20 protein-coding genes are annotated in these 21,957 nt (G+C 63.9%); 5 read left to right on the top strand and 15 right to left on the bottom strand.

The genetic code is table 11. The features are described 5' to 3' along the window. Positions 1-172: 172 nt before the first annotated feature. Positions 173-976, top strand: a complete 804-nt coding sequence (locus WBP06_RS05730; RefSeq protein WP_395332726.1) for a helix-turn-helix domain-containing protein — start codon at positions 173-175, stop codon at positions 974-976. A 105-nt stretch (positions 977-1,081) separates the two neighbouring features. Here WBP06_RS05730 and WBP06_RS05725 read toward each other — a convergent pair whose 3' ends face one another. After that, on the bottom strand, positions 1,082-2,422 hold the full coding sequence (locus WBP06_RS05725; protein WP_395332724.1) for an amidohydrolase family protein: 1,341 nt from the start codon (positions 2,420-2,422) through the stop codon (positions 1,082-1,084). Positions 2,423-2,639: 217 nt separating this feature from the next. Between WBP06_RS05725 and WBP06_RS05720 the strand changes: the two genes are divergently transcribed. Beyond that, entirely contained in the window at positions 2,640-4,850 is a 2,211-nt protein-coding gene (locus tag WBP06_RS05720; protein WP_395332722.1) for an acyl-CoA dehydrogenase family protein, read from the top strand. Positions 4,851-4,862: 12 nt separating this feature from the next. Further along, complete coding sequence (locus WBP06_RS05715) at positions 4,863-5,681, top strand: enoyl-CoA hydratase/isomerase family protein (RefSeq protein WP_395332720.1); 819 nt, start codon at positions 4,863-4,865, stop codon at positions 5,679-5,681. A gap of 209 nt (positions 5,682-5,890) precedes the next feature. Here the strand turns inward: WBP06_RS05715 and WBP06_RS05710 are convergent, their stop codons facing one another. From WBP06_RS05710 to cysD, 11 genes are all read right to left on the bottom strand, one after another. Next, positions 5,891-6,721, bottom strand: a complete 831-nt coding sequence (locus WBP06_RS05710) for a TetR/AcrR family transcriptional regulator (RefSeq protein WP_395332718.1) — start codon at positions 6,719-6,721, stop codon at positions 5,891-5,893. Further along, entirely contained in the window at positions 6,663-8,144 is a 1,482-nt protein-coding gene (locus tag WBP06_RS05705; RefSeq protein WP_395334048.1) for an aldehyde dehydrogenase family protein, read from the bottom strand. The genes WBP06_RS05710 and WBP06_RS05705 overlap by 59 nt, the downstream gene beginning before the upstream one ends. A 59-nt stretch (positions 8,145-8,203) precedes the next feature. Beyond that, on the bottom strand, positions 8,204-8,941 hold the full coding sequence (locus tag WBP06_RS05700; protein WP_395332716.1) for an SDR family oxidoreductase: 738 nt from the start codon (positions 8,939-8,941) through the stop codon (positions 8,204-8,206). 141 nt (positions 8,942-9,082) lie between these two features. Further along, positions 9,083-9,529, bottom strand: a complete 447-nt coding sequence (locus WBP06_RS05695) for a MarR family winged helix-turn-helix transcriptional regulator (protein WP_395332714.1) — start codon at positions 9,527-9,529, stop codon at positions 9,083-9,085. An 81-nt stretch (positions 9,530-9,610) separates the two neighbouring features. Next, the gene (locus WBP06_RS05690; protein ID WP_395332712.1) at positions 9,611-10,027 is read right to left on the bottom strand and encodes a nuclear transport factor 2 family protein; all 417 of its coding nucleotides are present in this window, start codon (positions 10,025-10,027) and stop codon (positions 9,611-9,613) included. Between the two features lie 12 nt (positions 10,028-10,039). Continuing rightward, a complete protein-coding gene (locus tag WBP06_RS05685; RefSeq protein WP_395332710.1) occupies positions 10,040-11,740 on the bottom strand; it encodes a class I adenylate-forming enzyme family protein in 1,701 nt (566 codons plus the stop codon). Between the two features lie 113 nt (positions 11,741-11,853). Continuing rightward, positions 11,854-12,837, bottom strand: a complete 984-nt coding sequence (locus tag WBP06_RS05680; protein ID WP_395332708.1) for an MDR family oxidoreductase — start codon at positions 12,835-12,837, stop codon at positions 11,854-11,856. A gap of 242 nt (positions 12,838-13,079) precedes the next feature. After that, the gene (locus WBP06_RS05675; protein WP_395332706.1) at positions 13,080-13,748 is read right to left on the bottom strand and encodes a TetR/AcrR family transcriptional regulator; all 669 of its coding nucleotides are present in this window, start codon (positions 13,746-13,748) and stop codon (positions 13,080-13,082) included. Positions 13,749-13,823: 75 nt separating this feature from the next. After that, a complete protein-coding gene (locus WBP06_RS05670; protein ID WP_395332704.1) occupies positions 13,824-14,561 on the bottom strand; it encodes a 3'(2'),5'-bisphosphate nucleotidase CysQ in 738 nt (245 codons plus the stop codon). Continuing rightward, a complete protein-coding gene (gene cysN, locus WBP06_RS05665; RefSeq protein ID WP_395332702.1) occupies positions 14,561-16,498 on the bottom strand; it encodes a sulfate adenylyltransferase subunit CysN in 1,938 nt (645 codons plus the stop codon). Before cysN ends, WBP06_RS05670 begins: the two co-directional genes overlap by 1 nt. Next, entirely contained in the window at positions 16,498-17,400 is a 903-nt protein-coding gene (gene cysD / locus WBP06_RS05660) for a sulfate adenylyltransferase subunit CysD (RefSeq protein WP_314465638.1), read from the bottom strand. The genes cysN and cysD overlap by 1 nt, the downstream gene beginning before the upstream one ends. A gap of 577 nt (positions 17,401-17,977) precedes the next feature. Here cysD and WBP06_RS05655 point away from each other — a divergent pair. Beyond that, positions 17,978-18,301, top strand: coding sequence for an MYXO-CTERM sorting domain-containing protein (locus WBP06_RS05655; protein WP_395334047.1), 324 nt, complete (start codon positions 17,978-17,980; stop codon positions 18,299-18,301). Next, positions 18,229-18,609: a response regulator transcription factor gene (locus WBP06_RS05650; RefSeq protein ID WP_395334045.1), complete on the top strand. Its 381-nt coding sequence runs from the start codon at positions 18,229-18,231 to the stop codon at positions 18,607-18,609. The genes WBP06_RS05655 and WBP06_RS05650 overlap by 73 nt, the downstream gene beginning before the upstream one ends. A gap of 185 nt (positions 18,610-18,794) precedes the next feature. Here WBP06_RS05650 and WBP06_RS05645 read toward each other — a convergent pair whose 3' ends face one another. From WBP06_RS05645 to WBP06_RS05635, 3 genes are read right to left on the bottom strand one after another with little or no spacing between them, the layout of a single operon-like run. Continuing rightward, complete coding sequence (locus WBP06_RS05645; RefSeq protein WP_395332699.1) at positions 18,795-20,042, bottom strand: MBL fold metallo-hydrolase; 1,248 nt, start codon at positions 20,040-20,042, stop codon at positions 18,795-18,797. Position 20,043: 1 nt separating this feature from the next. After that, positions 20,044-21,051: a zinc-binding dehydrogenase gene (locus tag WBP06_RS05640; protein WP_395332697.1), complete on the bottom strand. Its 1,008-nt coding sequence runs from the start codon at positions 21,049-21,051 to the stop codon at positions 20,044-20,046. Between the two features lie 22 nt (positions 21,052-21,073). Continuing rightward, a complete protein-coding gene (locus WBP06_RS05635) occupies positions 21,074-21,865 on the bottom strand; it encodes an SDR family NAD(P)-dependent oxidoreductase (RefSeq protein ID WP_395332695.1) in 792 nt (263 codons plus the stop codon). Positions 21,866-21,957: the final 92 nt, after the last annotated feature.

Below are 21,957 nucleotides of genomic sequence, written 5' to 3'. Positions count from 1 at the left end.
TTCCGCCAGCGGCAATTCAACGCAACTTATCGTCAGCGCGAAGCCTATTGCAGCCTTCCAAAAGCAATGATAACCAAGCTTAGCAAAAAACGAGTTAGGCTCAGTTTTTAAGAGACCCGACTCGGGAGAGAAGTGCGTTCACCATAACCACACTTGAGGGAGGAGAGACCTCATGCCTGGAAAGACCACGTCATCGAACAAGGCCAAGATCGCCCGTCGCGTGATCGAAGTGCTGGAATATTTCGACGATGCCCATCGCGAAGCCACGGTCATGGACATCGTCCGCCGCTACAACCGCCCGCAGTCGAGCACGTCCGAACTGCTGTCGAGCCTCGTCGAACTCGGCCTGCTCCACAAGGACCCCTACTCCCGCGCCTACAGCCTTACCCCGCGCGCCGCGCTGATCGGCACCTCGGGCCAGCCTGAACTGGTGCGCGATGGCCGCGTCGTGCGCCTGATGGACCGCCTTGTCGCCCAGACCGGCCTTTCGGTTGCGCTTCACGCGATGGTCGGGCTGGACGTCCAGATCGTCAACTGGCGCCACGGCCCCCGCGCCCTTGCCGCCACGCGTGAGCTTTCCGGTGGTATCAAGGAGCCGCTGGCACAGAGCGCAGCCGGCTGGCTGATGCTCTCCACCGTGGCCCGCCAGCGTTGCGAAGGCATGGTGCGCCGTCTCAACGCCGAAGCGGAAGAGATGCACAAGTTCGCCTTTGCGGACATGATGACCCGCATCGATGCCTGCCGCGATCCGCGTTACGTGTTCGGCCCGGCCGGTTTCGGCAGCGGCGCGGAATCGCTCTGCGGCCTTGTCCCCCGCCAGCCCGAAGGCCATCCGCTGGTGATCAGCCTGGTCTATGGCAAGGACGACAAGGTGAATCCGGAAGCCCTGCTCCAGTCGCTGAGCGATGCCATGCGCAAGTGCCTGCCCGATCCGGCGCAGTTCGCCGAACCGGAACAGCTGCCGCACGCCGCCTGATCCACGAAATCCTGAACGGGTCGCACACCGTTACGGAATGGGCCCCGCGAAATCGATCGCGGGGCCCTATTTCGTTTCGGCGCAGCGCCTTTGCAGCAGACGTACTTAGACTTCCTGCTTCTGCATCCGGGCCGTGCGGTCTGTATCCTCATGGCGCATGAACATCTTCATGATGTCGCCTGAAGTTACGGGCCGGGTTTCATGTTCTTCAACCGGCCGCTCACCGGCTGAGGACTTCGGGCTGGTATCGACGCCCTCGGCCTTCGCCTTTTCACGCAGCGCGCCGACCGTCAGTTCCTCGCGCGTGAAGTGCTGGAACGGATCGAAACGGAACCAGCGCATCGCATTCTTGTGCGTGATCTTGTCGATCTGCTCGTCGGTCAGATGGTTGATGGAGGGCCAGAGATTCTCGGGCACTTCCGGCCACAGCGTATCGGAATGCGGATAGTCGCATTCGTAGGCGATGTTGTCCTCGCCGATGAACTTGATGTTCTGAAGGCCGAAGGCATCGTCGATGAAGCAGTTCAGGAAGTGCCGCTTGAACATCTCGCTCGGCTTCATCTTCTGGAACCGCGAATTGGTCCAGGCCTTGTGCCGCCAGTTCGAGAAGTCCGCCCGCTCGGTGAAGTAGGGCACCCACCCGATCGAGCCTTCCGAAAGCGCGATGCGCATATCGGGATACTGATGCAACGCCTCAAGCTGGAGCCAGTCCGACGCGGCATAGGCGATCGACATCGGCATCGTGGAAATCCATGCCTCGATCGGCGTTTCCATCGAGGCATGGGGCGCCGGATTGCCGCCACCGATGTGGATGCAGATCGTCATGTCGAGATCGTTGATCGCCTTGTAGAACGGGTCCCAATAGCCGTTGTGGATGCTCGGCAGGCCCTGGCAGGTGGGGTTCTCGCTGATCGAGACGGTGTGACAGCCCTTGGCGGAGACGCGCTTCATCTCGGCGATCGTCGCGTCCATGTCCCAGGTCGGAAGGATCGCGCAGGGGATGAAACGCCCCGGATAGGCGCCGCACCACTCGTCGATATGCCAGTCGTTATAAGCGCTTACATGGATTTTCGCGAGTTCGCGATCGGGCACGCGATGGAGGCGGCCGCCGGCAAAGTCGAACACCGAACCGAAGTTGAGCGACGAGGCGATGCCGTTGACGTCCATGTCCTTGATGCGCTCATGCACATCATAACAACCGGCGCGCAGCTGATCGAGCGAGGTCGGCTCCATGCCGTATTCCTCGAAAGGACGGCCAACCACGGCATTCAGCCCCACGGAGGGGAACTTCATGCCCTGGTAGATCCAGAGGTCCTTGCCGTTGTCGTCCTGGATCAGCTTAGGCGCGGATTCGAGCGCGGCGCCGGAAAGGTGCTTCTGGAAAAGGTCAGGCGGTTCGCTGATATGATCGTCGACACTGATCAGCACCATGTCGTTCATTTGCATGACGGCACTCCCAAAGTTGCCGGGCCGGATCGGCTGCCGGCGGGCGCATCTTTCGCGGCGCCTTGACCGGGGAAGCTACGCCCACCCTCCTCCAGCGGCCAGCGCACGTTTCCAGCTATCGCGCCTGCGATTGCGTATCCCGGGCGATTGAACGGCGCGGCGAGGTATGATGTTGACGAGGAAACACGAAAACCAAAAGCCCCGGGGAAAGCCTGAAATGAACTTCGACCTCACCGACGAACAGGGCATGATGCGCGACACCTTCGCGCGTTTCCTCGACGAGCATTCCAGTTCCGCCCGCGTGCGCAAGGCACAGGAAACCGGCGGCTTCGATCCCGAACTGTGGTCCGGGCTTGCCGAACTTGGCGCCTTTGCGATGCGCGTTCCGGAAGAGGCGGACGGCATGGGCCTTGGCCTGTTCGACGCAGGGCTGCTGATGGAAGAAGCGGGCCGCACGCTTGCCTCCGGGCCCTTGGCAGAGGCATTGGTGGCGACGCGCCTGCTCGGCCTGCTGGGCGGCCAGGAAGACCTTCTGGCAAGCACAGTGGGTGGTGAAGCGGTGGTTTCCATCGCCATGCGGGATATAGCCGAGTTCCCCCGGCAATGGGTCGCTGGCGGCCTGGTTGCCAACGCGGTTGTGGCACGCAAGGGCAACGATGTGGTGCTGGTCACCGTGCCGGCCGACGCACGTATCGCGGAACCGACCCTTGCCACCACGGCCATTGCCGAACTCGATCTGGCGGCGTTGCCGACCACGGTGCTGGGCAGCGGCGAAGACGCACTCGCGGCGTTCTCCGCCGGGCTTGAGGAATGGAAGATCCTGATCGCTTTGGCGCTATCCGGCCTCAGCCGCGCGGCGCTGACGATGGCGGCCGAATATGCCGGTGAGCGCAAGGCGTTCGGCGTGTTCATCGGTACGTTCCAGGCGCTATCGCACCCGATGGCCGACCTGATCTGCGAGATCGATTCCGCCAAGTTCCTGGCATGGCAAGCCATGCGCTCGATCGCCGATGGCGATGCCGCAGCAGGTGCGCAAGTGTCGCTATCGCCATGGTATGCGGCAGCTGCCGCCGGACGCACTGTACGCCACGCCGTCCAGACGTTCGGCGGCATCGGCCTCACCACCGAGCATGACGTCCACCTTTACAACTTGCGCGCCAAGGCTTGGCCGCTGGTGGCGGGCGACCCTGAAGACTGGCTGGCCGAAGCCGGCCGTCGCCTCTATGCGGGCGAGAAAGCCAGCCTTCCCGATGTGGGTGAAGTTCCGGTCGAATTCGATCTGGGTGAGGACGCCCGCGCGATCCAGCAGGAAATCCGCGCGTTCTTCGCGAAGAACGTTACCGATGAACAGCGCGAGAAGTTCCACTTCTCGTGGGAAGGCCACAACCCGGTCATCCACAAACAGCTTGTCGAGGCGAACCTTGCCTACCTCCAGCTTCCCAAGGACGTGGGCGGGCGTGGCCTCAGCCCCTATGCCGTCACTGCCGCCCGCTATGCGTTCGAGGAGGAAGGCTGGAGCAATCCGATTGCTGGCGTTTCGCAGATGGTGGCCCTGATCATGCACCGCTTCGGTACCGACGAGCTGAAGCGCGACGTGCTCTCCAAGGTGATGGCGGGTGAGGCGATCTGCTCGCTGGGCTATTCGGAGCCGGGCTGCGGGTCGGACGTCTTCGCCGCGCAGTGCAAGGCCACGCAGCTTGAGGACGGCTCCTGGCGGATCGACGGCACCAAGATGTGGACCAGCGGCGCCAACCTTACCGACTATGTGCTGATGCTTTGCCGCACCGATCCGGATGCGCCCAAGCACAAGGGGCTGACGATGTTCATCGTGCCGCTGAAGGCCGAAGGCGTCACGGTGCAGGCCGTCCATACGTTCATGGACGAGCGCACCAACATCACCTTCTATGACAACGTCAAGATCCCGGACACCTGGCGCCTGGGCGAGATCAACGCCGGCGGCCGCACGATGGCGGCCAGCCTGGAACTCGAACACGGCGGCGGCTTCGCCAAAGTCCAGCGCGCAATGCTGGAGAATGCGGTGGAACTTTGCGAAGAGATCCCCGTAGCGGGCGGCGGCAAGCTGATCGATACGCCCAAGGCTCAGGCGCGGCTGGCGCGCACTTATGCCAATGTGCTGGCCTCCGAACTGATCGCCTATCGTGCCAACTGGACGCAGGTTCACGGCAAGGGCAACGGCGCCTATGGGCCGATGGCGAAGATGTTCTCGTCCGAACTGTTCATCACCGACTCGCGCGATCTGCTGGACCTGACGGCGCCTTACTCGCTGTCGAAGCGCAAGGGCGCGGCCAATGCGATCAACCTCGCCTATCGCCATGCCCACGGGACGACGATTTACGGCGGCACCAGCCAGGTGCACCGTTCGATGATCGCCGAAAAGGGCCTTGGCCTGCCGCGGTCGCGGAACTGAGGGGTGAACACGATGACCGAAGAAGCACCACACCTGCTCACCGAAGACGTGGACGGCATCCTGATCGCCACGCTGAACCGGCCCGACAAGCTCAACGCCATCAGCCGGCAGATGATGGACCTACTGACCGAAGCCGTGCTGCGCTTTCGCGAAACGCCCGAGCTGAAAGTCATGCTGATCCGCTCGGCCGGGCGCTATTTCAGTTCCGGTGCGGACTTGCGCGGCGGTAACCAGAACATCGTCTCGCCCGTCTCCACCGGCGGCAGCGCGCGCGGCATTCGCGAGAACCACCGGCTCAATCTCAACAACATGCAGCAGCTGTGGGACGAGATCGAGCATATCGAGAAGCCCTTCGTCGTCGCACACCACGCCATGTGCGTGGGCGGCGGGCTGGAGATGAGCCTCTCCTGCGATTTCCGGCTTGCCGCCAGGAGCGCGGCCTACGCCTTTCCGGAAGGCCTGTTCGGCGTGCTGCCGGCCTCGGGCGGCGTCTCTCGCCTCACCCGCATCTGCGGCCCGCACTGGGCGCGCTGGCTGATCATGGCAAACAAGCCTGCGCCGGCCGACATGGCCTTCACCATGGGTCTGGTCCATCAGGTCTACGAGGATGAGACGTTCGAGGCGGACGTCATGGATTTCTGCCGTCATCTGACCAAGCAGAACCCGGAGCAGATGGGCGCGGCCAAGGTCGCCATCGAACTCAGCGCCGAAGTCGGTCGCGACAGTGCCCGGCACATCGAGCGCATGGCCAACAGCGCGCTGATGCTCAACCCGGACTACATCCGAGGCATGGAAGAGTATCTGAAGGGCGTGGGCGGGAAGAAGAAGTAAGGCTGGACTGCGCAGGCACCTGCCTTATCGTTCACACACGCCCCTTACGCCACAACACTCCGTCGCCCCCGCGAAAGCGGGGGCCCCGCTTCCTTTTGCGAGCCAAGAAGAACAAGCGGGATCCCCGTATTCGCGAGGATGACGAGACTGGTGTTGGTGCAGCCTTATCCAAATACGAGAGCGCGCCAGGCTGAAACCGAACTGCGCCGTTAACCCGCCGCCCGCTCCCGCGTATCGCGGATCGCCAGTTCCATCAGCCGCGCGTTGATCTCCAGCAGGCTCTCCTCGCGCCGCCCCGGCAGCGTGCCGAGGATGCGCCGCAAGCGCCTGTCGGTCGCCAGCGTGATCGAGCGTTCGATACCAGTCATCAGCGTCGTTGCCATCAGCACCGCCGTATCGCCCAGCACCCCGCGCGGGTCCATCTGGGCGACGAAGAGCCCGATCAGCGGCCGGGTCGAATTGACGCGCTGGTGCATGATCCGCACGTCGAACTGATCCGCCAGCGAGTTGCGCAAGTGCAGCAGGCCCGTGTGGCTGGCCCAGAATGCGTGATAAGCGCGCACGAAGGCCATGGCCCGCGCGTTAAGATCGTCGTCCGGCCAATAGTCGCGTGCCAGCGAGAAATACTCGTCCTGCGCCGAGCCCATCACCGGCTCCAGCACGGCCAGCAGCAGTTCGGTAAAGTCGGTGAAGTAATTGTAGATCGACGTCATGCCGAGCCCGACGGCGCGGGCGACGGCGCCCAGCGTTACCGGCTCGTCCGTCTTTTCGACCAGCTCGATCGTCGCGGCAAGAATGCGTTCCCGCGTGACGCGGCCCTTGCGGCCCAGTCTCTGCCCATGAAGGTTGTGACTGATCGCCGCCGAAGCGTCGGTGACGGCGGCGGCGAGGTGCGGCGGGACCGCCGGGATACCGGTGCCCTCGCCGCCGTTCTCTTCTCCGGAGTCGCTTCCCAGAAAAGCCTCTGTCGAACCGTTTACGTCAGGCCGCGACCTGGCCGACCGGCCAGGCGAGGATCTTGACGTCGGTGAACTCTTCAATGCCTTCGACACCCCATTCACGGCCCATGCCGCTCGCCTTGTAGCCGCCGAAAGGAATGTCGCCGGCAATGCACATGCCGTTGTTGACGCTCATCGATCCGGTGCGCACGCGCTTGGCGATATTGATGGCCCGGTTCAGATCGCCCGAGCTGACACCGCCCGATAGGCCATAGGAGCTCTGGTTGGCAATGCGCACGGCATCCTCGTCGTCCTCATAGGGGATGACCACCAGCACCGGGCCGAAAATCTCTTCCTGGGCGATGCGCATGTCGTTGGTAACGTCCACGAAGCAGGTCGGCTCCACGAAGTAGCCGCCGCCCTTGTCCGGGCGGATATTGCCGCCGGCAAGCAGGGTCGCACCCTCTTCCTGGCCAAGGTCGATGTAGCTCTTCACGCGCTCCATCTGGCGCTTGGAGATCACCGGGCCCATGATGTGCGCCGGATTGGCGATATCGCCCCAGTTGTCGCCGAAGTTGCCATAGGCGCCCTTGAGGATGGCCTTGGCTTCTTCATAGCGGCTCTTGGGCACCAGCAGACGCGACTGCACGGCGCAGCCCTGCCCGGCGTGAAAAACCAGCATCGCCATGCCCACTTCCATCGCGAAGTTCGGTGCATCGTCGAGCACGATCTTGGCCGACTTGCCACCGAGTTCGAGGAACACGCGCTTCAGCGTAGGTGCACCCTGCTCCATGATACGCTTGCCAACGCCGGTGGAGCCGGTGAACGAGATCAGGTCCACGCGCGGATCGGTGACCAGCATTTCACCCGCCAGCGCCGGATCGGCGCCAAACACCACGTTGATCACGCCATCGGGGAAGCCGGCTTCCTTGGCCAGTTCGCCGAAGATCGCGCCCATGCCCGGGGTATCGGGCGCGGGCTTCAGGATCACGGTGCAACCGGCCAGCAGTGCGGCGACCATCTTGCCGATGTTCACGTAGAGCGGCACATTCCACGGCGTGATCGCGCCGACCACGCCCACCGGTTCACGCACGCCCACGCGCTTGTGGATCATGCCGAAAGCGGGCTTTTCGCCGTAGTCCTTTTCCCATTCCAGCTGGTCGAAGACGCGCATGTAGTCGTCCCAACCGTCGAGAGCCATGTCCACATGCGCGCGGTTCACCGCGCCCTGCGCCGCGCCGGCTTCGTACATGGCCAGTTCGCCAAGGCGGGGACGGGCCGCTTCGAATAGCTCACGATACCTGGTCACCAGCGCCACGCGCTTTTCGACATTGGTGGCCCAGTCGGTCTCGTCGAAAGCGCGGCGGGCGGCGGCGATGGCGGCATTCACGTCATCGGCGGTGGCATCGGCCGCCTTGCCGACAGGCTCGCCCGTCCAGGGGCTGATCACGTCGAACGTGGCGCCGTTGCTGGCGCCGCGCAATTGTCCGTCGATATAGAGCTTGGCTTCGGGAAGAGTGGTCATGTTCGGGTCCTTGGCGGAAACGGGTTCTTGCGCGAGATCGGCGACGATCGTGGAGGAGGTCATGCGTGACGCGCCCCGACGGAGACGTGCAGCACGCGCACGTCGGGTGGCAGGTCGAGCACCGAGCGGAACACGCCGGTGACGTTTTCGGTCTGCGAGATCGGGCGCGTACGCAGATCGATCCCCTTGGCGGCACAGCCACCGTGGAAGCGCATCGCGGCATCGGGATCCCAGCCGGGCGCAGTCTTGCCCGGCTCGTACATCGGCCCGGCGCGCACGGTGGTGACGCGGATGCCGGCAGGCTCCAGCTCCTCCACCAGCGCTTCGGTAAAGCGTTCGAGGCCCGCCTTGGTAGTCTGGTAGAGCGAAAGCATCACGAAAGGCACGGCGATGGATTCGCTGCCCACGTTGATGATCTGCGCACCCTTCTCCATCATCGGGATCGCCGCGCGGCAGCAATAGATCGGGCCGTTGAGGTTGGTGGCGATGATGCCATCGATCTGCGCATCGGTCGCCTCGGCCACAGTGAATGGTTCGTAGATCGCGGCATTGTTGATCAGCACGTCGATCCTCGGGTGCTTTTCGGCGATGGTCGCGAAAGCCTTGCGCACGGAGGCGGCGGAGGCAACGTCGCATTCCACCGCCATGGCAGTGCCGCCGATCTCGTCGGCCAGTTCCTGCACCTTGGACAGCGTGCGCCCCAGCAGGATCACGGTTTCCCCTTCACTGGCGAAACGCCTTGCAAGCGCGCGGCCGAGGCCCGCACCGGCGCCAGTGATCACGATCGTCTTACCCACGCATCCTCCCGCTATTACGGCTTTCGAGTGCCGATCCTTGGCCGGCACGATTTCCCAAACTCTAGCTTCTCTGCAAGGCGCTGCCTATCGCGGCCACGATGGTTCGACAGGACCGTCCCCGCGATACATTACAGCACCCAATCACCCCTGAGCTGTGGCATCCGAAGCCCGATGGCGCGTCAGGTTGAGGCGCATCGTGTCCAGCACGTCCAACAGGCGCTCCTTGTCCGCATCGGACACGCCTTCCAGCGCCAGATCGGCGGTTTCCTCGGCCAGAGGCTGCAACTGTTCCAGCAATTCGCGGCCGCGCGGCGTCAGATAGAGCCGCCAGGCGCGTCGGTCCGCCGGATCGGCGCGGCGTTCGACCAGCCCGCCATCCTGCATCCGGTCGATCATGCGACCGGCCGTAATCGGCTCCACTTCCAGAATTTCGGCAAGACCGCCCTGGTTGATCCCCTCCATGCGCTGCAGCACGCTGAGGACCTGCCATTGCGGCCGGGTTACACCGATCGCCCGTGCCCGCTCGTCGAAAGACCGGCGCATCAAGCGCGCCACTTGCGACAGAACGGTGCCGATCTTGCGTTCCATTGCCCGTTAAATACTAGGCTTGCTTAGTATTTGCGAATGAAATCGCAATCGCTTCGCAGGGAACGCCCCGGCGGTGGCGCCTCAGGGTTTGGCCATGTCCACGATCAGGCGAGAAAGCGTCTGCTTCGCGATCTTCCAGCCGTCGGCGGAGCGCACGTACGTCTCGTGATAATGGCCATAACCGGTCAACGCGAATTCGCCCTTAATGACCCGGTCCTGCATGGCCCATATCACTTCGGCGCTGTCCCCGCGGAACGTCACTTCCGGCGAGTGGATCTGGTGCGCGGTCTTCGCATCGGCCAGCGAATGGCGGACCATCGCAACGAAAGTGTCGCGCCCCTTTTCCAGCGTGCCGCCTGCCGGGCGGGTATCGATCTCGCAGTCCTCGGTGAACAAGGCAGCCCAGCCGTCCCAGTCCTTGGTATCGAGTAGGCGGCAATAGCGGGCCTTGAGATTGCAAATCTCCAGCCACTCCTCGAAACTCGGCGTCTGTGCCATGCTGTCCTCCCCTTAACCGGGCGTAGATTCCGTCTCCAGCCGTTCAGCGGCCAGCTTGCGGAGGTCCGCCGTCTTGATCTTGGCGCTGCCGGTGGTCTTCAGATCGCTCTCCGCCACGAACAGCACCTTGCGCGGCACCTTGTAGCTGGCGAGCTTTTCCTTGGCGAAATCGCGGATCGAGCCAGCATCGGGGCGCGCGCCTTCGACCGGGACCACGCAGGAGACCACCAGTTCGCCCAGCAGATCGTCGGGCACGCCCACGGTCTGCACCATCTTCACTTCAGGATGAGCGCGGATCACTTCGTCGATCTCCAGAGGAGAGACGTTGGCGCCGCCGGTCTTGATGATGTCGTTCAGGCGGCCTTCCCAGAACAGGCGCCCCTGCTCATCGATGTAGCCTCCGTCCGCCGTGCGCAGAAAGCCTTCGCCATCCAGCGATTCGTCCAGCGGCACGCCCAGATAGCCGAGCATCAGCGTCGGCCCCTTCACGGCAATCTCGCCGCGTTCGCCCAGCGGCATCGTTGCGCCGGTCATCGGATCGACGATCTTGATCGTGGAGCCGGCGGTTGGCACGCCGTGCGACTTGCCGGCGATCTCTTCCGCCGTGCCCGAGGCGAAGACCGAAATCAGCGTGAACGTCTCGGTGTTGCCGAAGGCCTGCGCCGGCTCGCGCCAGTCGGTATCGATCGTCGGATGCTGCGCGCAAGGCGTCAGCGCATCGATATAGTACATCCCCGAAAGATCGACGCTTTCATAATTCGAGGCAGCCATGAGTTGGGCCCACTGGTGCGGCCAGGCGAGCATCATCGAGGCCTTTTCGGCGTCCATCAGGGCCAGCGCTTCCTCGGCATCGAACCAGCGCTGAAGCACCAGCGATCCGCCGGAGCCGAGCGTACCGCCTAGCGCCATCGAGAAATTGCCAGACCAGAAGAAGCCGTTGGCCGACCATGTGCGCGGCGGCACCTTCACGTCATACCACTGCGGCCAGCGCCAGAGTTGCAGGCAGACGCCGCGATGCGCGGAAAGGATGCCCTTGGCCTTGCCGGTCGAGCCGGAGGAGAAGAACAGCACGCCGGGATCGCTCGGTTGCACGGAGGCGGCGGCTGCATCGACCAGTGCCGGATCGACGCTGTTCCCGCGCGCGAGGAAGGTGCTCCAGCCCTCGATCGCGCCGAGGCCTTCGTCGCTGTCGATCACCGCGAGATGCCGCAGGAACGGGAACTGGGGGGAGGCCACTTCGCCCGGCTTGGCCGTGCCGATCTGCGGTTCGAGTTCGATGAGCGTTTGCGCGAAGTCCTTCTTCAGAACCCGGCGTTCGAGCAGCAGCACCGAGCATCCGCCCATCTGCAGCACGGTTTCGAGTTCGGCGGGGGTGAAGAACGTGCTCACCGTCATGGCGACGCCGCCCGCCAGTGCGGTGCCGAAGACGCCGGAGAGGAATTCCAGTCGGTTGGTTGCCAGCACGCCGACGCGAGTGCCCTTGCCGACACCGCAAGCGACGAGTGCACGGGCAACTTCCATCGAGCGCGCCCAGAGGTCGTCGTACGTCCAGCGCTCGACCTTGTCGCCAAGGTGGATCACCGCCGCTTCGGAGGGGCCATAACGGCGCGACACTTCGCGAACGAAGCCGCCCAGCGTCAGCGGGCCGATGCCCTGCTCTTCCGCGAGCGGAATGCCGCGTGCGATCGACAAGCCTTCGATTACCTCGACCATGCGTTTCTCATGTCCTTGGGCCTCATCGTCCTTGCGCGCCTTCGGCCCGCTTGTCCCATCAAATTACAGGTGCGGCAGGCGGCTCCCTCAAACCACCCGCCGCACCGGCTGCATCAGGCGTTCACGTCAACGATGTAACGGCCGGTGACCTCACCGGACATGAACTTGCGAGCAGCCTCGATGGCGTCGCCCAGGCCGATGGTCTGGCCGATCGTTTCCAGCGCAGCCGGGTCGAGATCCTTGGCCAGACGGTCCCAGGCCTTCAGGCGCTTGGCCTTCGGGGCCATGACGCTGTCGATGCCCAGCAGCGAAACGCCGCGCAGGATGAAAGGCATGACGGTCGAAGGCAGGTCGAAGCCCTGCGCCAGACCGCAAGCGGCGACCGCGCCGCCGTACTTGGTCTGTGCAATGGCATTGGCCAGCGTGTGGCTGCCGGCCGTGTCGATCACGCCCGCCCAGCGCTCCTTCTGAAGCGGCTTGCCCTTTTCGGCGAGTTCGGCGCGGTCGATGATCGTTTCCGCGCCCAGCGACTTCAGATAGTCCGCCTCACCCGGCTTGCCGGTGAGCGCGGCGACCGAGTAGCCCAGCTTCTTGAGAATGGCGATGGCGACCGAACCAACACCGCCTGTGGCGCCGGTGACCAGGATCTCGCCCTGATCCGGGGTCACGCCCCAGTCCACCAGCGCATCGACGCAAAGCGCAGCGGTGTAACCAGCGGTGCCGATCGCCATGGCCTGCTTCGGCGTGAAGGCCGAAGGCAGCGGCACCAGCCAGTCACCCTTCAGCTTGGCCTTCTGCGACAGGCCGCCCCAGTGACCCTCACCCACGCCCCAGCCGTTGAGCACGACGGTATCGCCGGCCTTCCAGTCGGCATGGCTGCTGTCGGTAACGGTGCCGACAAGGTCGATCCCCGGAACCATCGGGAACTTGCGCACGACGGGCGACGCGCCGGTGACGGCAAGGCCGTCCTTGAAATTGAGCGTGGAGAACGCGACGTCGATGGCGACATCGCCTTCGGGCAGCGCGCTTTCGTCAAGCTGCTGGAGAGTGACCGTCTGGCCCTCATCGGTCTTGTCGATCACGATAGCGGAAAACATGGCATACTCCCTCAAGGGCTGCTTTGGAGCCCGACGATGCAGGCCCTAGCTGAAAGGGAATATGCACGGCTCCGTCAATGCCGCCGCCCCACGCCATCGCCTAGGCGAAGCGGCATCACCGATGGGGTATCGTTGGCGGTCGCAAGACCCCCGCTCCGCCCCGCTTTCCCATCCCTCGTCATTGCGAGCGTAGCGAAGCAATGACGAGGGATGGGAAAGTGGAAGGCTCTGGGAAGGCTTCCTCAGCCGCCCGGAGAAACCCCGTGCGCGGCCAGCAGGTCCGCCACCTTCGGAAAGGCCTTGGCGCGCATCGTTCCGTACATCGAAAGCCGCAGAATCTCGCGCGAATAGCGGCGTGACAGTTCCTTGCGCTCGCCTTCATCGGCAGCGTGAGCGCGGGCCAGGATCGGCCAGAAGAACACCCCGGCGAGGTTCATCACCGAATAGACCTCGAAATCGATGCCCGGCTCGGCCAGATCGGTGCCGGCAAAGCGGCCCAGCGATCCGCAATATTCCCGCCAGAACGGGTCCTGCGACGGGTCCGGAGAGGCTAGCACCTGCTGGAGCCAGACGCGGCAGATATCCGGGTTTTCCATCGCGAAATCGGCCAGTCGGTCGGTAAGCGATGCGACGTCCACTTCCTCGACCCGCCGCTCGCCCACGGTCTCCGGATCGCCGAAAACGGCGTGAAACAGCTTGTCCGAAACCCACTGGATGGTCGCCTCGATCAGCTTTTCGCGTGTTTCGAAATGCTGATAGGCCGTGCCACGATTGACGGCGGCGAGATGCGCGACGGCAGAGAGGCTAACGCCTTCAGGCCCGTCCTTGGCCAAGAGGTTGGCCGCCGCATCCAGAATGACTGCGCGCGTCGCGACCGGATCGCGCGTCCTGCGCCGTGTTTTCGCCTCCATGCCCGCCCCTTTTCCTGTATCAAAGGGCGAGCATAGCGGCGTGCTTACTAATCGACAATGTTGATCAGCTTGTCCTCAAAGGAAGGCTTTCACCTTCTCGAGCACCAAATCGGCATGTTCCTTCCGGCAGATCAGCAGGTCCGGCATATAGACGTCCTCCCGATTGTAGACCAGCGGGCTGCCATCGATGCGCGAGACGTGGAGGCCCCAGCCCTGCGCGACGGCGGCGGGGGCGCAGCTGTCCCACTCGTACTGGCCGCCGGAGTGGAGGTAGATGTCCGCCTCTCCGCGCAGGATCGCCATGGCCTTGGCCCCGGCCGATCCCATCGGCACCAGTTCGGCCCCGATGGCTTCGGCCACGCCGGTCGCTTCCTTGGCGGGACGCGTGCGGCTGACGACCATGCGCAGCTTTTCAGGCGCGGGCGGAACCTCGCCCGGCTGGTCGGAGCGCAGGACTATGCCTGCGCCCGGCAGCGCCACGGCGCCCAGCACCGGAGCCCCATCCACCGCCATGCCGATGTGCACCGCCCAGTCCGCACGTTCCTCGCCATATTCGCGCGTGCCGTCGACCGGATCGACGATCCACACCCGATCCTTGGCCAGACGCTCGGCATTGTCCTTTTCCTCTTCGGAGAGCAGCCCGTCCTCAGGCCGCTGCTCGCGAAGGGCGTGGCAGAGGAACTGGTTGGCGGTCTGGTCCCCCGCCTTGCCCAGCGACTTGCCCGAGAACAGGCCGGAAGCCCGCACATCGAGCAGGATCTTCCCTGCCACTTCGGCCAGATGCGCGGCGAGATCGCCGTCGTTGAGGCTCATCAGGCATCTCCCAGCAGCGTGTCGACGATGAGGTTCGCGGCCTCTTCCGGCGAGATCGCCGTGGTGTCGATGCGGATTTCCGGGTTGCGGGGCGCTTCATAGGGGCTGTCGATACCCGTGAAGTTCTTCAGTTCGCCCGAACGCGCCTTCTTGTAGAGGCCCTTCACGTCGCGCGCCTCGGCCACCTTCAGCGGCGTGTCGATGAACACTTCGAAGAACTCGCCTTCCGGCAGCATCGTGCGCACCATCTCGCGATCCGCCTGGAACGGCGAGATGAAGGCGGTGATCACGATCAGGCCGGCATCGGTCATCAGCTTCGAGACTTCGCCCACACGGCGGATATTCTCGATGCGATCAGCCTCGGTGAAGCCCAGATCCTTGTTGAGACCGTGGCGCACGTTGTCGCCATCGAGCAGGAAGGTGTGCCGGTTCATCCGGTGCAGCTTCTTCTCGACAAGGTTGGCGATGGTCGACTTGCCGGAGCCCGAAAGGCCGGTGAACCACAGCACCGCCGGGCGCTGGTTCTTCAGGCCCGCGTGCTGCTTGCGATCGATGTCCACGGCCTGCCAGTGCACGTTCTGCGAACGGCGCAGCGAGAAGTGGATCATGCCCGCCGCCACGGTGGCATTGGTCATCTTGTCGATCAGGATGAAGCCGCCCAGCGTGCGGTTGTCGGCATAGGCCTCGAACACGATCTGCTTGTCGGTGGTCAGTTCCGCCACGCCGATCGAGTTCAGTTCCAGCGTCTTGGCCGCCAGATGCTCCATCGTGTTGACATTGACTTCGTATTTCGGCTCCTGAACCGTTGCCGACACCACCTGCGTGCCGATCTTCAGCCAATAGGCACGGCCGGGCACCATGGCCTCGTCCGCCATCCACACGAAAGTCGCCTCGAACTGGTCGGCGGTCTGCGGCGGATTGTCCGCAACCGAGATCACCGACCCGCGCGAGCAATCGATCTCGTCGGCGAAGCAGACCGTGACCGACTGGCCGGCGACCGCTTCCTCCAGATCACCGTCATACGTGACGACGCGGGTGATCGTGCTGGTCTTGCCCGAGGGCAGAACGCGGATCTTGTCACCCGCCTTCACCGATCCGGTGGCGATCAGTCCCGAGAAGCCACGGAAATCGAGGTTCGGGCGATTCACCCACTGCACCGGCAGGCGGAACGGCTTGTCGGCATCGACGGAGGAGAGAACCTCCACCGTTTCCAGATGCTCGACCAGCGGAATGCCCGCGTATTGCGGTGCCTTGTACCACGGGGTCTTGTCCGAAAGCGTGGTGATGTTGTCGCCCTTGAAGCCCGAGATGGGCATCGCGGTGAAGCTCTCGATCCCGATCGACTTCGCGAACTCGGTATAGTCCGCCACGATCTTGTCGAAGACCTCCTGGCTGTAGTCCACCAGGTCCATCTTGTTCACGGCCAGGACGATGTTCTTGATGCCGATCAGGTGGCACAAGTACGAGTGGCGGCGCGTCTGCACCAGCACACCCTTGCGCGCATCGATCAGGATCACCGCAAGGTCGGCGGTGGAGGCGCCGGTCACCATGTTGCGGGTGTACTGTTCATGGCCGGGGCAGTCGGCAACGATGAACTTGCGCTTCTCGGTATTGAAGAAGCGATAGGCCACGTCGATGGTGATGCCCTGCTCACGCTCCGCGGCAAGACCGTCGACCAGCAGTGCGAAGTCGATTTCCTGGCCCTGAGTGCCGACCTTCTTCGAATCCGACTGAAGCGCGTCCAGTTGGTCTTCAAAGATCATCTTCGAATCGTAGAGCAGACGCCCGATCAGCGTGGACTTGCCATCATCGACGCTGCCGCACGTGATGAAGCGCAGCATCGTCTTGTGTTCGTGCTGGACGAGGTATGCGTCGATGTCCTCGGCAATCAGCTTGTCGGTGACGTAGACCGCTTCCTTGGTGTCGATGTCGGCCATCAGAAGTACCCCTGCTGCTTCTTGACTTCCATGCCGGCACCGCCGGCGTCCTTGTCGATGGCGCGGCCCTGCCGCTCCGATGTAGTGGTGAGGAGCGTTTCCTGGATCACTTCGGGAAGCGTCTTCGCCTCACTCTCCACCGCGCCGGTCAGCGGGTAGCAGCCGAGCGTGCGGAAGCGGATCGAGCGTTCGACGGGAACCTCGCCCGGCTGGAGCGGGAAGCGCTCATCGTCGACCATCAGCAGCATGCCGTCACGCTCCACGGTGGGGCGCTTTTCGGCGAAGTAGAGCGGCACGATCGGGATGTCGTTCAGGTGGATGTACTGCCAGATATCCAGCTCGGTCCAGTTGGAGATCGGGAAGACGCGGATCGATTCGCCGCGAGCCTTCCGGGCATTGTAGAGGTTCCACAGTTCCGGGCGCTGGTTCTTCGGATCCCAGCCGTGCGAGGAGGTGCGGAACGAGAAGATGCGCTCCTTGGCGCGGCTCTTCTCCTCGTCGCGGCGGGCGCCGCCGAAGGCCGCGTCGAAGCCGTACTTGTCCAGAGCCTGCTTCAGGCCTTCGGTCTTCCACATGTCGGTGTGGAGTGCGCCGTGGTCGAAGGGATTGATGCCCTTCTCGATGGCTTCGGGGTTTTGATAGACCAGCAGTTCCATGCCGCTCTCACGCGCCATCTTGTCGCGCAGCTCGTACATCGCCTTGAACTTCCAGGTCGTATCGACGTGAAGCAGCGGGAACGGCGGCGGCGAGGGATAGAAGGCCTTGCGGGCGAGGTGCAGCATCACGGCGCTGTCCTTGCCGACCGAATAGAGCATCACCGGTTTTTCAGCCTCGGCGACGACTTCGCGGATGATATGGATGCTCTCGGCTTCGAGGCGCTCCAGGTGCGTGAGTGTCTTCATCAGGTTTCCTCTGCCGGGGCGCGTGCCCGTTGGCTGTTTCCTCTGGTGCTGTCCCAAACCGAATCGCAGGGATGACATTTGCGCGAACCTCCCATATGGGAGGGCATGGCCCTTACGAGCAACGACGAGACCGATCTCCTCATCCCGCTCTTTCAGGGAAATGCCGAAAATCCGCGATTTTCGACATTTCTGGAAAGATTGCGTCGCCGTACCCAAGCCGATTACGTCAGCCTGATCCTTCGCATGGGCGATGGCCCGCATGCCGCAATCGTCGAAAGCTACGCCGGAATCGACCTGCGCAAACGCGCTCGCGAATCGGAGCAGCAGGGGCCGCTCGATCTCGACCGCTACCTCTATGACGGGCTGCGGCCGGGTCGTGTCTATTCGATTGGGGAGATGATCGACCACGATCCCGTGGCGCGTGCGGATCGCAACCGGCGCATGGCGAAACTCGGCATCGGCGATGAGCGCGTGGTGCGGATCGCCGGCGGCGAACGCTACAGCGCCTGGCTGATGATGGCCCGCACGCGCGAGTGCACGGCAGCGGACAGTGCCCTGCTCTCCAGCCTTGCACCCTATGTCGGCATCGCGGTCGAAAACCTCGTCTCGATGGACCGAGAGCGCACGGCAGCGCGGATCAATGCCATGGGGCTGGAACGCACCGGCAAGGGCTGGATGCTGCTGGATGCCGAAGCGCGCGTGGTCTCGGCCGATGCGGCGCTCTCACAGTTTTGGCAGGAACATTGCGGTGCGGCTTTGCGCCCCGGCGAGCGTGTACTGGGCCTGGACCTTGGCGCCGAGCGCAAGCTGGCAGGTGCGGCGGCGGAGATGGCACAGGACCGCGCATTGCCGGCACGACCGCTGCTGCTACGCGAAAAACCGCATGTCGAAGCGCTGCTGATGCCGGCCGAGAGTCCGGAACAGCAGGCCCTCGCCGCGCCGGCGATCCTGGCGCTATGCACTCTTCCCCGCGCACTTTCCGGTGATGGCGCGGACCGACTGGCCGAAGTGTTCGACTTGCCCCGGCGCGAGGCGGAACTGGCGATGGCGCTGGCGGACGGCTACTCCATCGCCGAAGCAGCGGAGCGTATGGGCCTGACTTTGGAGACCGCGCGGAACTACTCCAAGCGGCTCTATGCCAAGCTGGGCGTGCGCGGACAGGCGGAATTGGTGCGGCTGGTTTACGAGAGCTGCGCGGTGATGGGGTGAGCAAACAGACTTAGGCTTACTTGTCCCAACCATCGGCCTCCCAAGACAAATATCGTCGCCCCCGCGCAGGCGGGGGCCCCGCTTCCTTTTGCCAAGCGCGCAAAGAAAAGCGAGGTCCCCGCCTGCGCGGGGACGACGAGGTTTTAGATTGTCAGGTTGGAGGTGATGGGCCCATCCCGCCCCCTTCAAGCGCTGAGCTTAGCCTCCATCGCCGCGATCTCGGATCGCAGCCACATCGTCTCGGACAAGTTCTTGCCCCCGGACGCCGCCAGCAGCGCCTCATGCGCCGCCTTGCGTACGGTGAGCACCGCCGCATTGTCCGGCTCCGCACTCAGCGCGATGTCGGTCAGATGCACGGCCTCCAGCGCAGCCCCGGCATCCAGCTTCGCCTGTGCGCGGTCGGCCAGCTTGGCAGCCCCACCGGCCAGTTCGACAAGGTCGACATCCACGCTCGAACGCGGCACGCCGTAGAGCGCGGTGGTGCCATCCTCGTAGTGAAGCCAGCCCGAATACTCGCGCCAGATCGACTTGACCGCCCAGGCGGCTTTGCCGTGGAACTCGCCGATCTCCAGCCCTTCCGGCCAGGCGAACTCGCGCATCAGTGTGTGGACGTCCTTGCCCGCCTTCATGCCTTCCAGCGTGTAATCGCGCACATGGCTCACCGCCGCGTGCATCTTGTCTAGATCCGCACGAATACGTTCGGCACCGCGAATGGCCTCGCCATGACCGGTGACGATGATTTCCGCGCCAAGATCGCGGATCGTCTCCAGCGACTTCAGGTAGTTGCGCACCAGCCGCGGCTTGTCCCCGCGCAGGGTGTTGAGGAACGGCATCGAGAGCCAGACCGGGCCGAAGACATTGCCGGTAAAGGCGATCTTCTCCTTGGGCATCCACACCGTCAGCGAGTCGATCGTCTCACCCTCTGGTGTGGAGATCAGTTCGAACGTGCGGCCGCCCAGTTCGATGGTCAGCTTCCGGTCGACCAGAATGTCCGGAACCACGTTCGGCGCCGGCTTCGGCGTGCCGCCGCGCTTCAGCGTCGATCCCCAGAGCTTGCCGCTCCTCGGCCCGAAGAAGGACTGGAGACCCATCATGTCGCCCAGCGCCTCGTTGAAGCCCGGCCCGCCAACGACTTGCGTGCCGTCCTCCAGGAATTCCGGCACGCCGCCGTAATGATCCGCATGGCTCTGGGTGAGGATGATGAAGGCCAGCGGCCCGGTACGCGGCGGAGTCAGCAGGCGCTTGGTGCGCTCCGCATTGTCCATGAATCCGGTGTTGACCATGACGTCGCCCTCGGACGTCGTGACCAGATAGGCGTTCGAGATATCGTTCGCCTGAAACACGAAATCGGTGATCGCGATGGCGTCCGCCTGTTCGTCGCCCGAGCGGACGAGACCAGCCAGCTTCGGTCCGGCGTCTTTCACATCACTCATCTCAAGCCTCCTCGATACCGATCATGACTTTGGCGGACTGCGGCGTTGCGGCGATTTCCAGGCCCTTCATGATCTCGCTAAACGGCAGCTTGTGGCTGATCATCGCCGCAATCTTGTCCTTCAGGCGCGGCATCGCGGCGATCACTTCGGGCATTTCAGTAGGATAGCCGACCGCCGTGGTGATGGTCATCTCGCTGGTGAGCATCCGGCCAACCGGGAACTCGATGGGCCGCATATAGGCCGCCGTGATGACCAGCTTTGCATGAAATTTGGCCATCATGATCACTTCGGTCAGGATGTTCGGTGCGCCCGCCGCGTCGATGAAGGCATCGGTGCCCACGCCCACGCGGCCATAGCTGGGCACTTCGCCGTGCAGCTTCGCCAGTTCCGCCCGCAAGTCCACTTTGCTGGGATCGAGCGCCGCCTGCACGCCCAGCGCCCGTGCGCGCTCCAGCCGCTCTTCCGAAAGATCGAGCGCGACCACATCGGTCACCCCGCGATCGATCAACCACAGCAACATGCCAAGGCCGATCGGCCCGCAGCCGAACACCACGACCTTGTCGCCCGGCTTCACGTCGGCGCGGTTGACGCCGTGCATGGCGACGGCCAGCGGCTCGCACATGGCGGCAACGTCATAAGAGATGCCCTCCGGGATCGGCAGGATCGAGTCGCCCAGTCGCGCCTCGCGCACCAGCAATTCCTGCGTAAACGCACCTTCCGGCCCGCCCGAACCGATGTTGCTGGGGGTCATCATCGGATTGACGATCACAGCGTCGCCCACCGCAATGCCGGACACTTCCGCGCCCACTTCCATCACTTCGCCGGCACCTTCATGGCCCAGCGCGGTCTCCACGCCCGGCGGGATGCCGCCCATCTTGATGTAGGACAGGTCCGATCCGCAGATGCCGACCGACTTCATCTTCACCACCACGTCCTTCGGCCCCGCCGCCGGACGTTCGTAAGCATCGAGGCGGACATCGCCTTGCCCATGGATCTTGAGCAGTTCCATCGCTTCTCTCCCTTCGCGCCGCTTACGGACGAACCATGTAGCCGCCGTCGATGGTGACGGTTTCGCCGGTCATGAACGAGCTGGCGTCGGAGCACAGATAGGCGCCGATACCCTCGAAGTCCGCCGGATAACCGGTGCGCTTCATCGGGATCGTCGGGGCGAAGTGGGCGGCCACAGCATCGGCGCGCGGCCCCTCGCCCATCATCGGCGTCATGATCAGGCCCGGCGCGACCACATTGGCGCGAATGCCCAGCGGCGCCAGTTCGATGGCAAGGCAGCGCACTGCCGCCGCGATCGCAGCCTTGGACGAGGCATATTCCATCTTACCCGGCAGGCCCTGGAACAGCGAGAGCGACCCGCAAGCGACCAGGCTGCCGCCGCTCTCGTCACCCGCCTCAACCCGCTCCTTCATCAACCGCGCGCCTTCGCGCAAGGTGAAGAAGGCGCCGTGAAGAGCGGTGTTCTGGAATTCGTGCCAGTGCTCGGTCGGCATCTCGAACACCGAGTTATAGCGCGGCGAAGCGCCTGAGTTGGCGAACACGCAGTCCACCCTGCCGAAGTCCGCCATGACCTGCTTGTAGCCTTCGACGATGTTCGCCTCTTGCGAAACGTCCACCTGATAGGCGATCACCTTGCCCGCGCCGGCCGCTTCCAGTTCGGCCTTGGCCTTGGCGCTCTTCTCGGCATTGCGGGCCCAGATCGCGACGTCGCCCCCCATCTTGGCAACGCCCATGGCAAAGCCGAAGCCGATGCCGCCATTGCCGCCGGTCACCACGGTCACCTTGCCCGTGCAGTCGAAAAGGCCCTTTGCCATCATTCTTTCCTCAATCCCAATATGCGGCGCTGACCTGCCCGCTTTCGTTGGCGCGATGTTTCCCGAGACCTGCCTTGTCCCGCAAGCGCGGG

The organism is Novosphingobium mississippiense, assembly GCF_044029535.1.
Lineage (GTDB): Bacteria > Pseudomonadota > Alphaproteobacteria > Sphingomonadales > Sphingomonadaceae > Novosphingobium.
The sequence above is the reverse complement of the archived record's forward strand: the minus strand, read 5'-3'. Positions and strand labels throughout refer to the sequence as shown.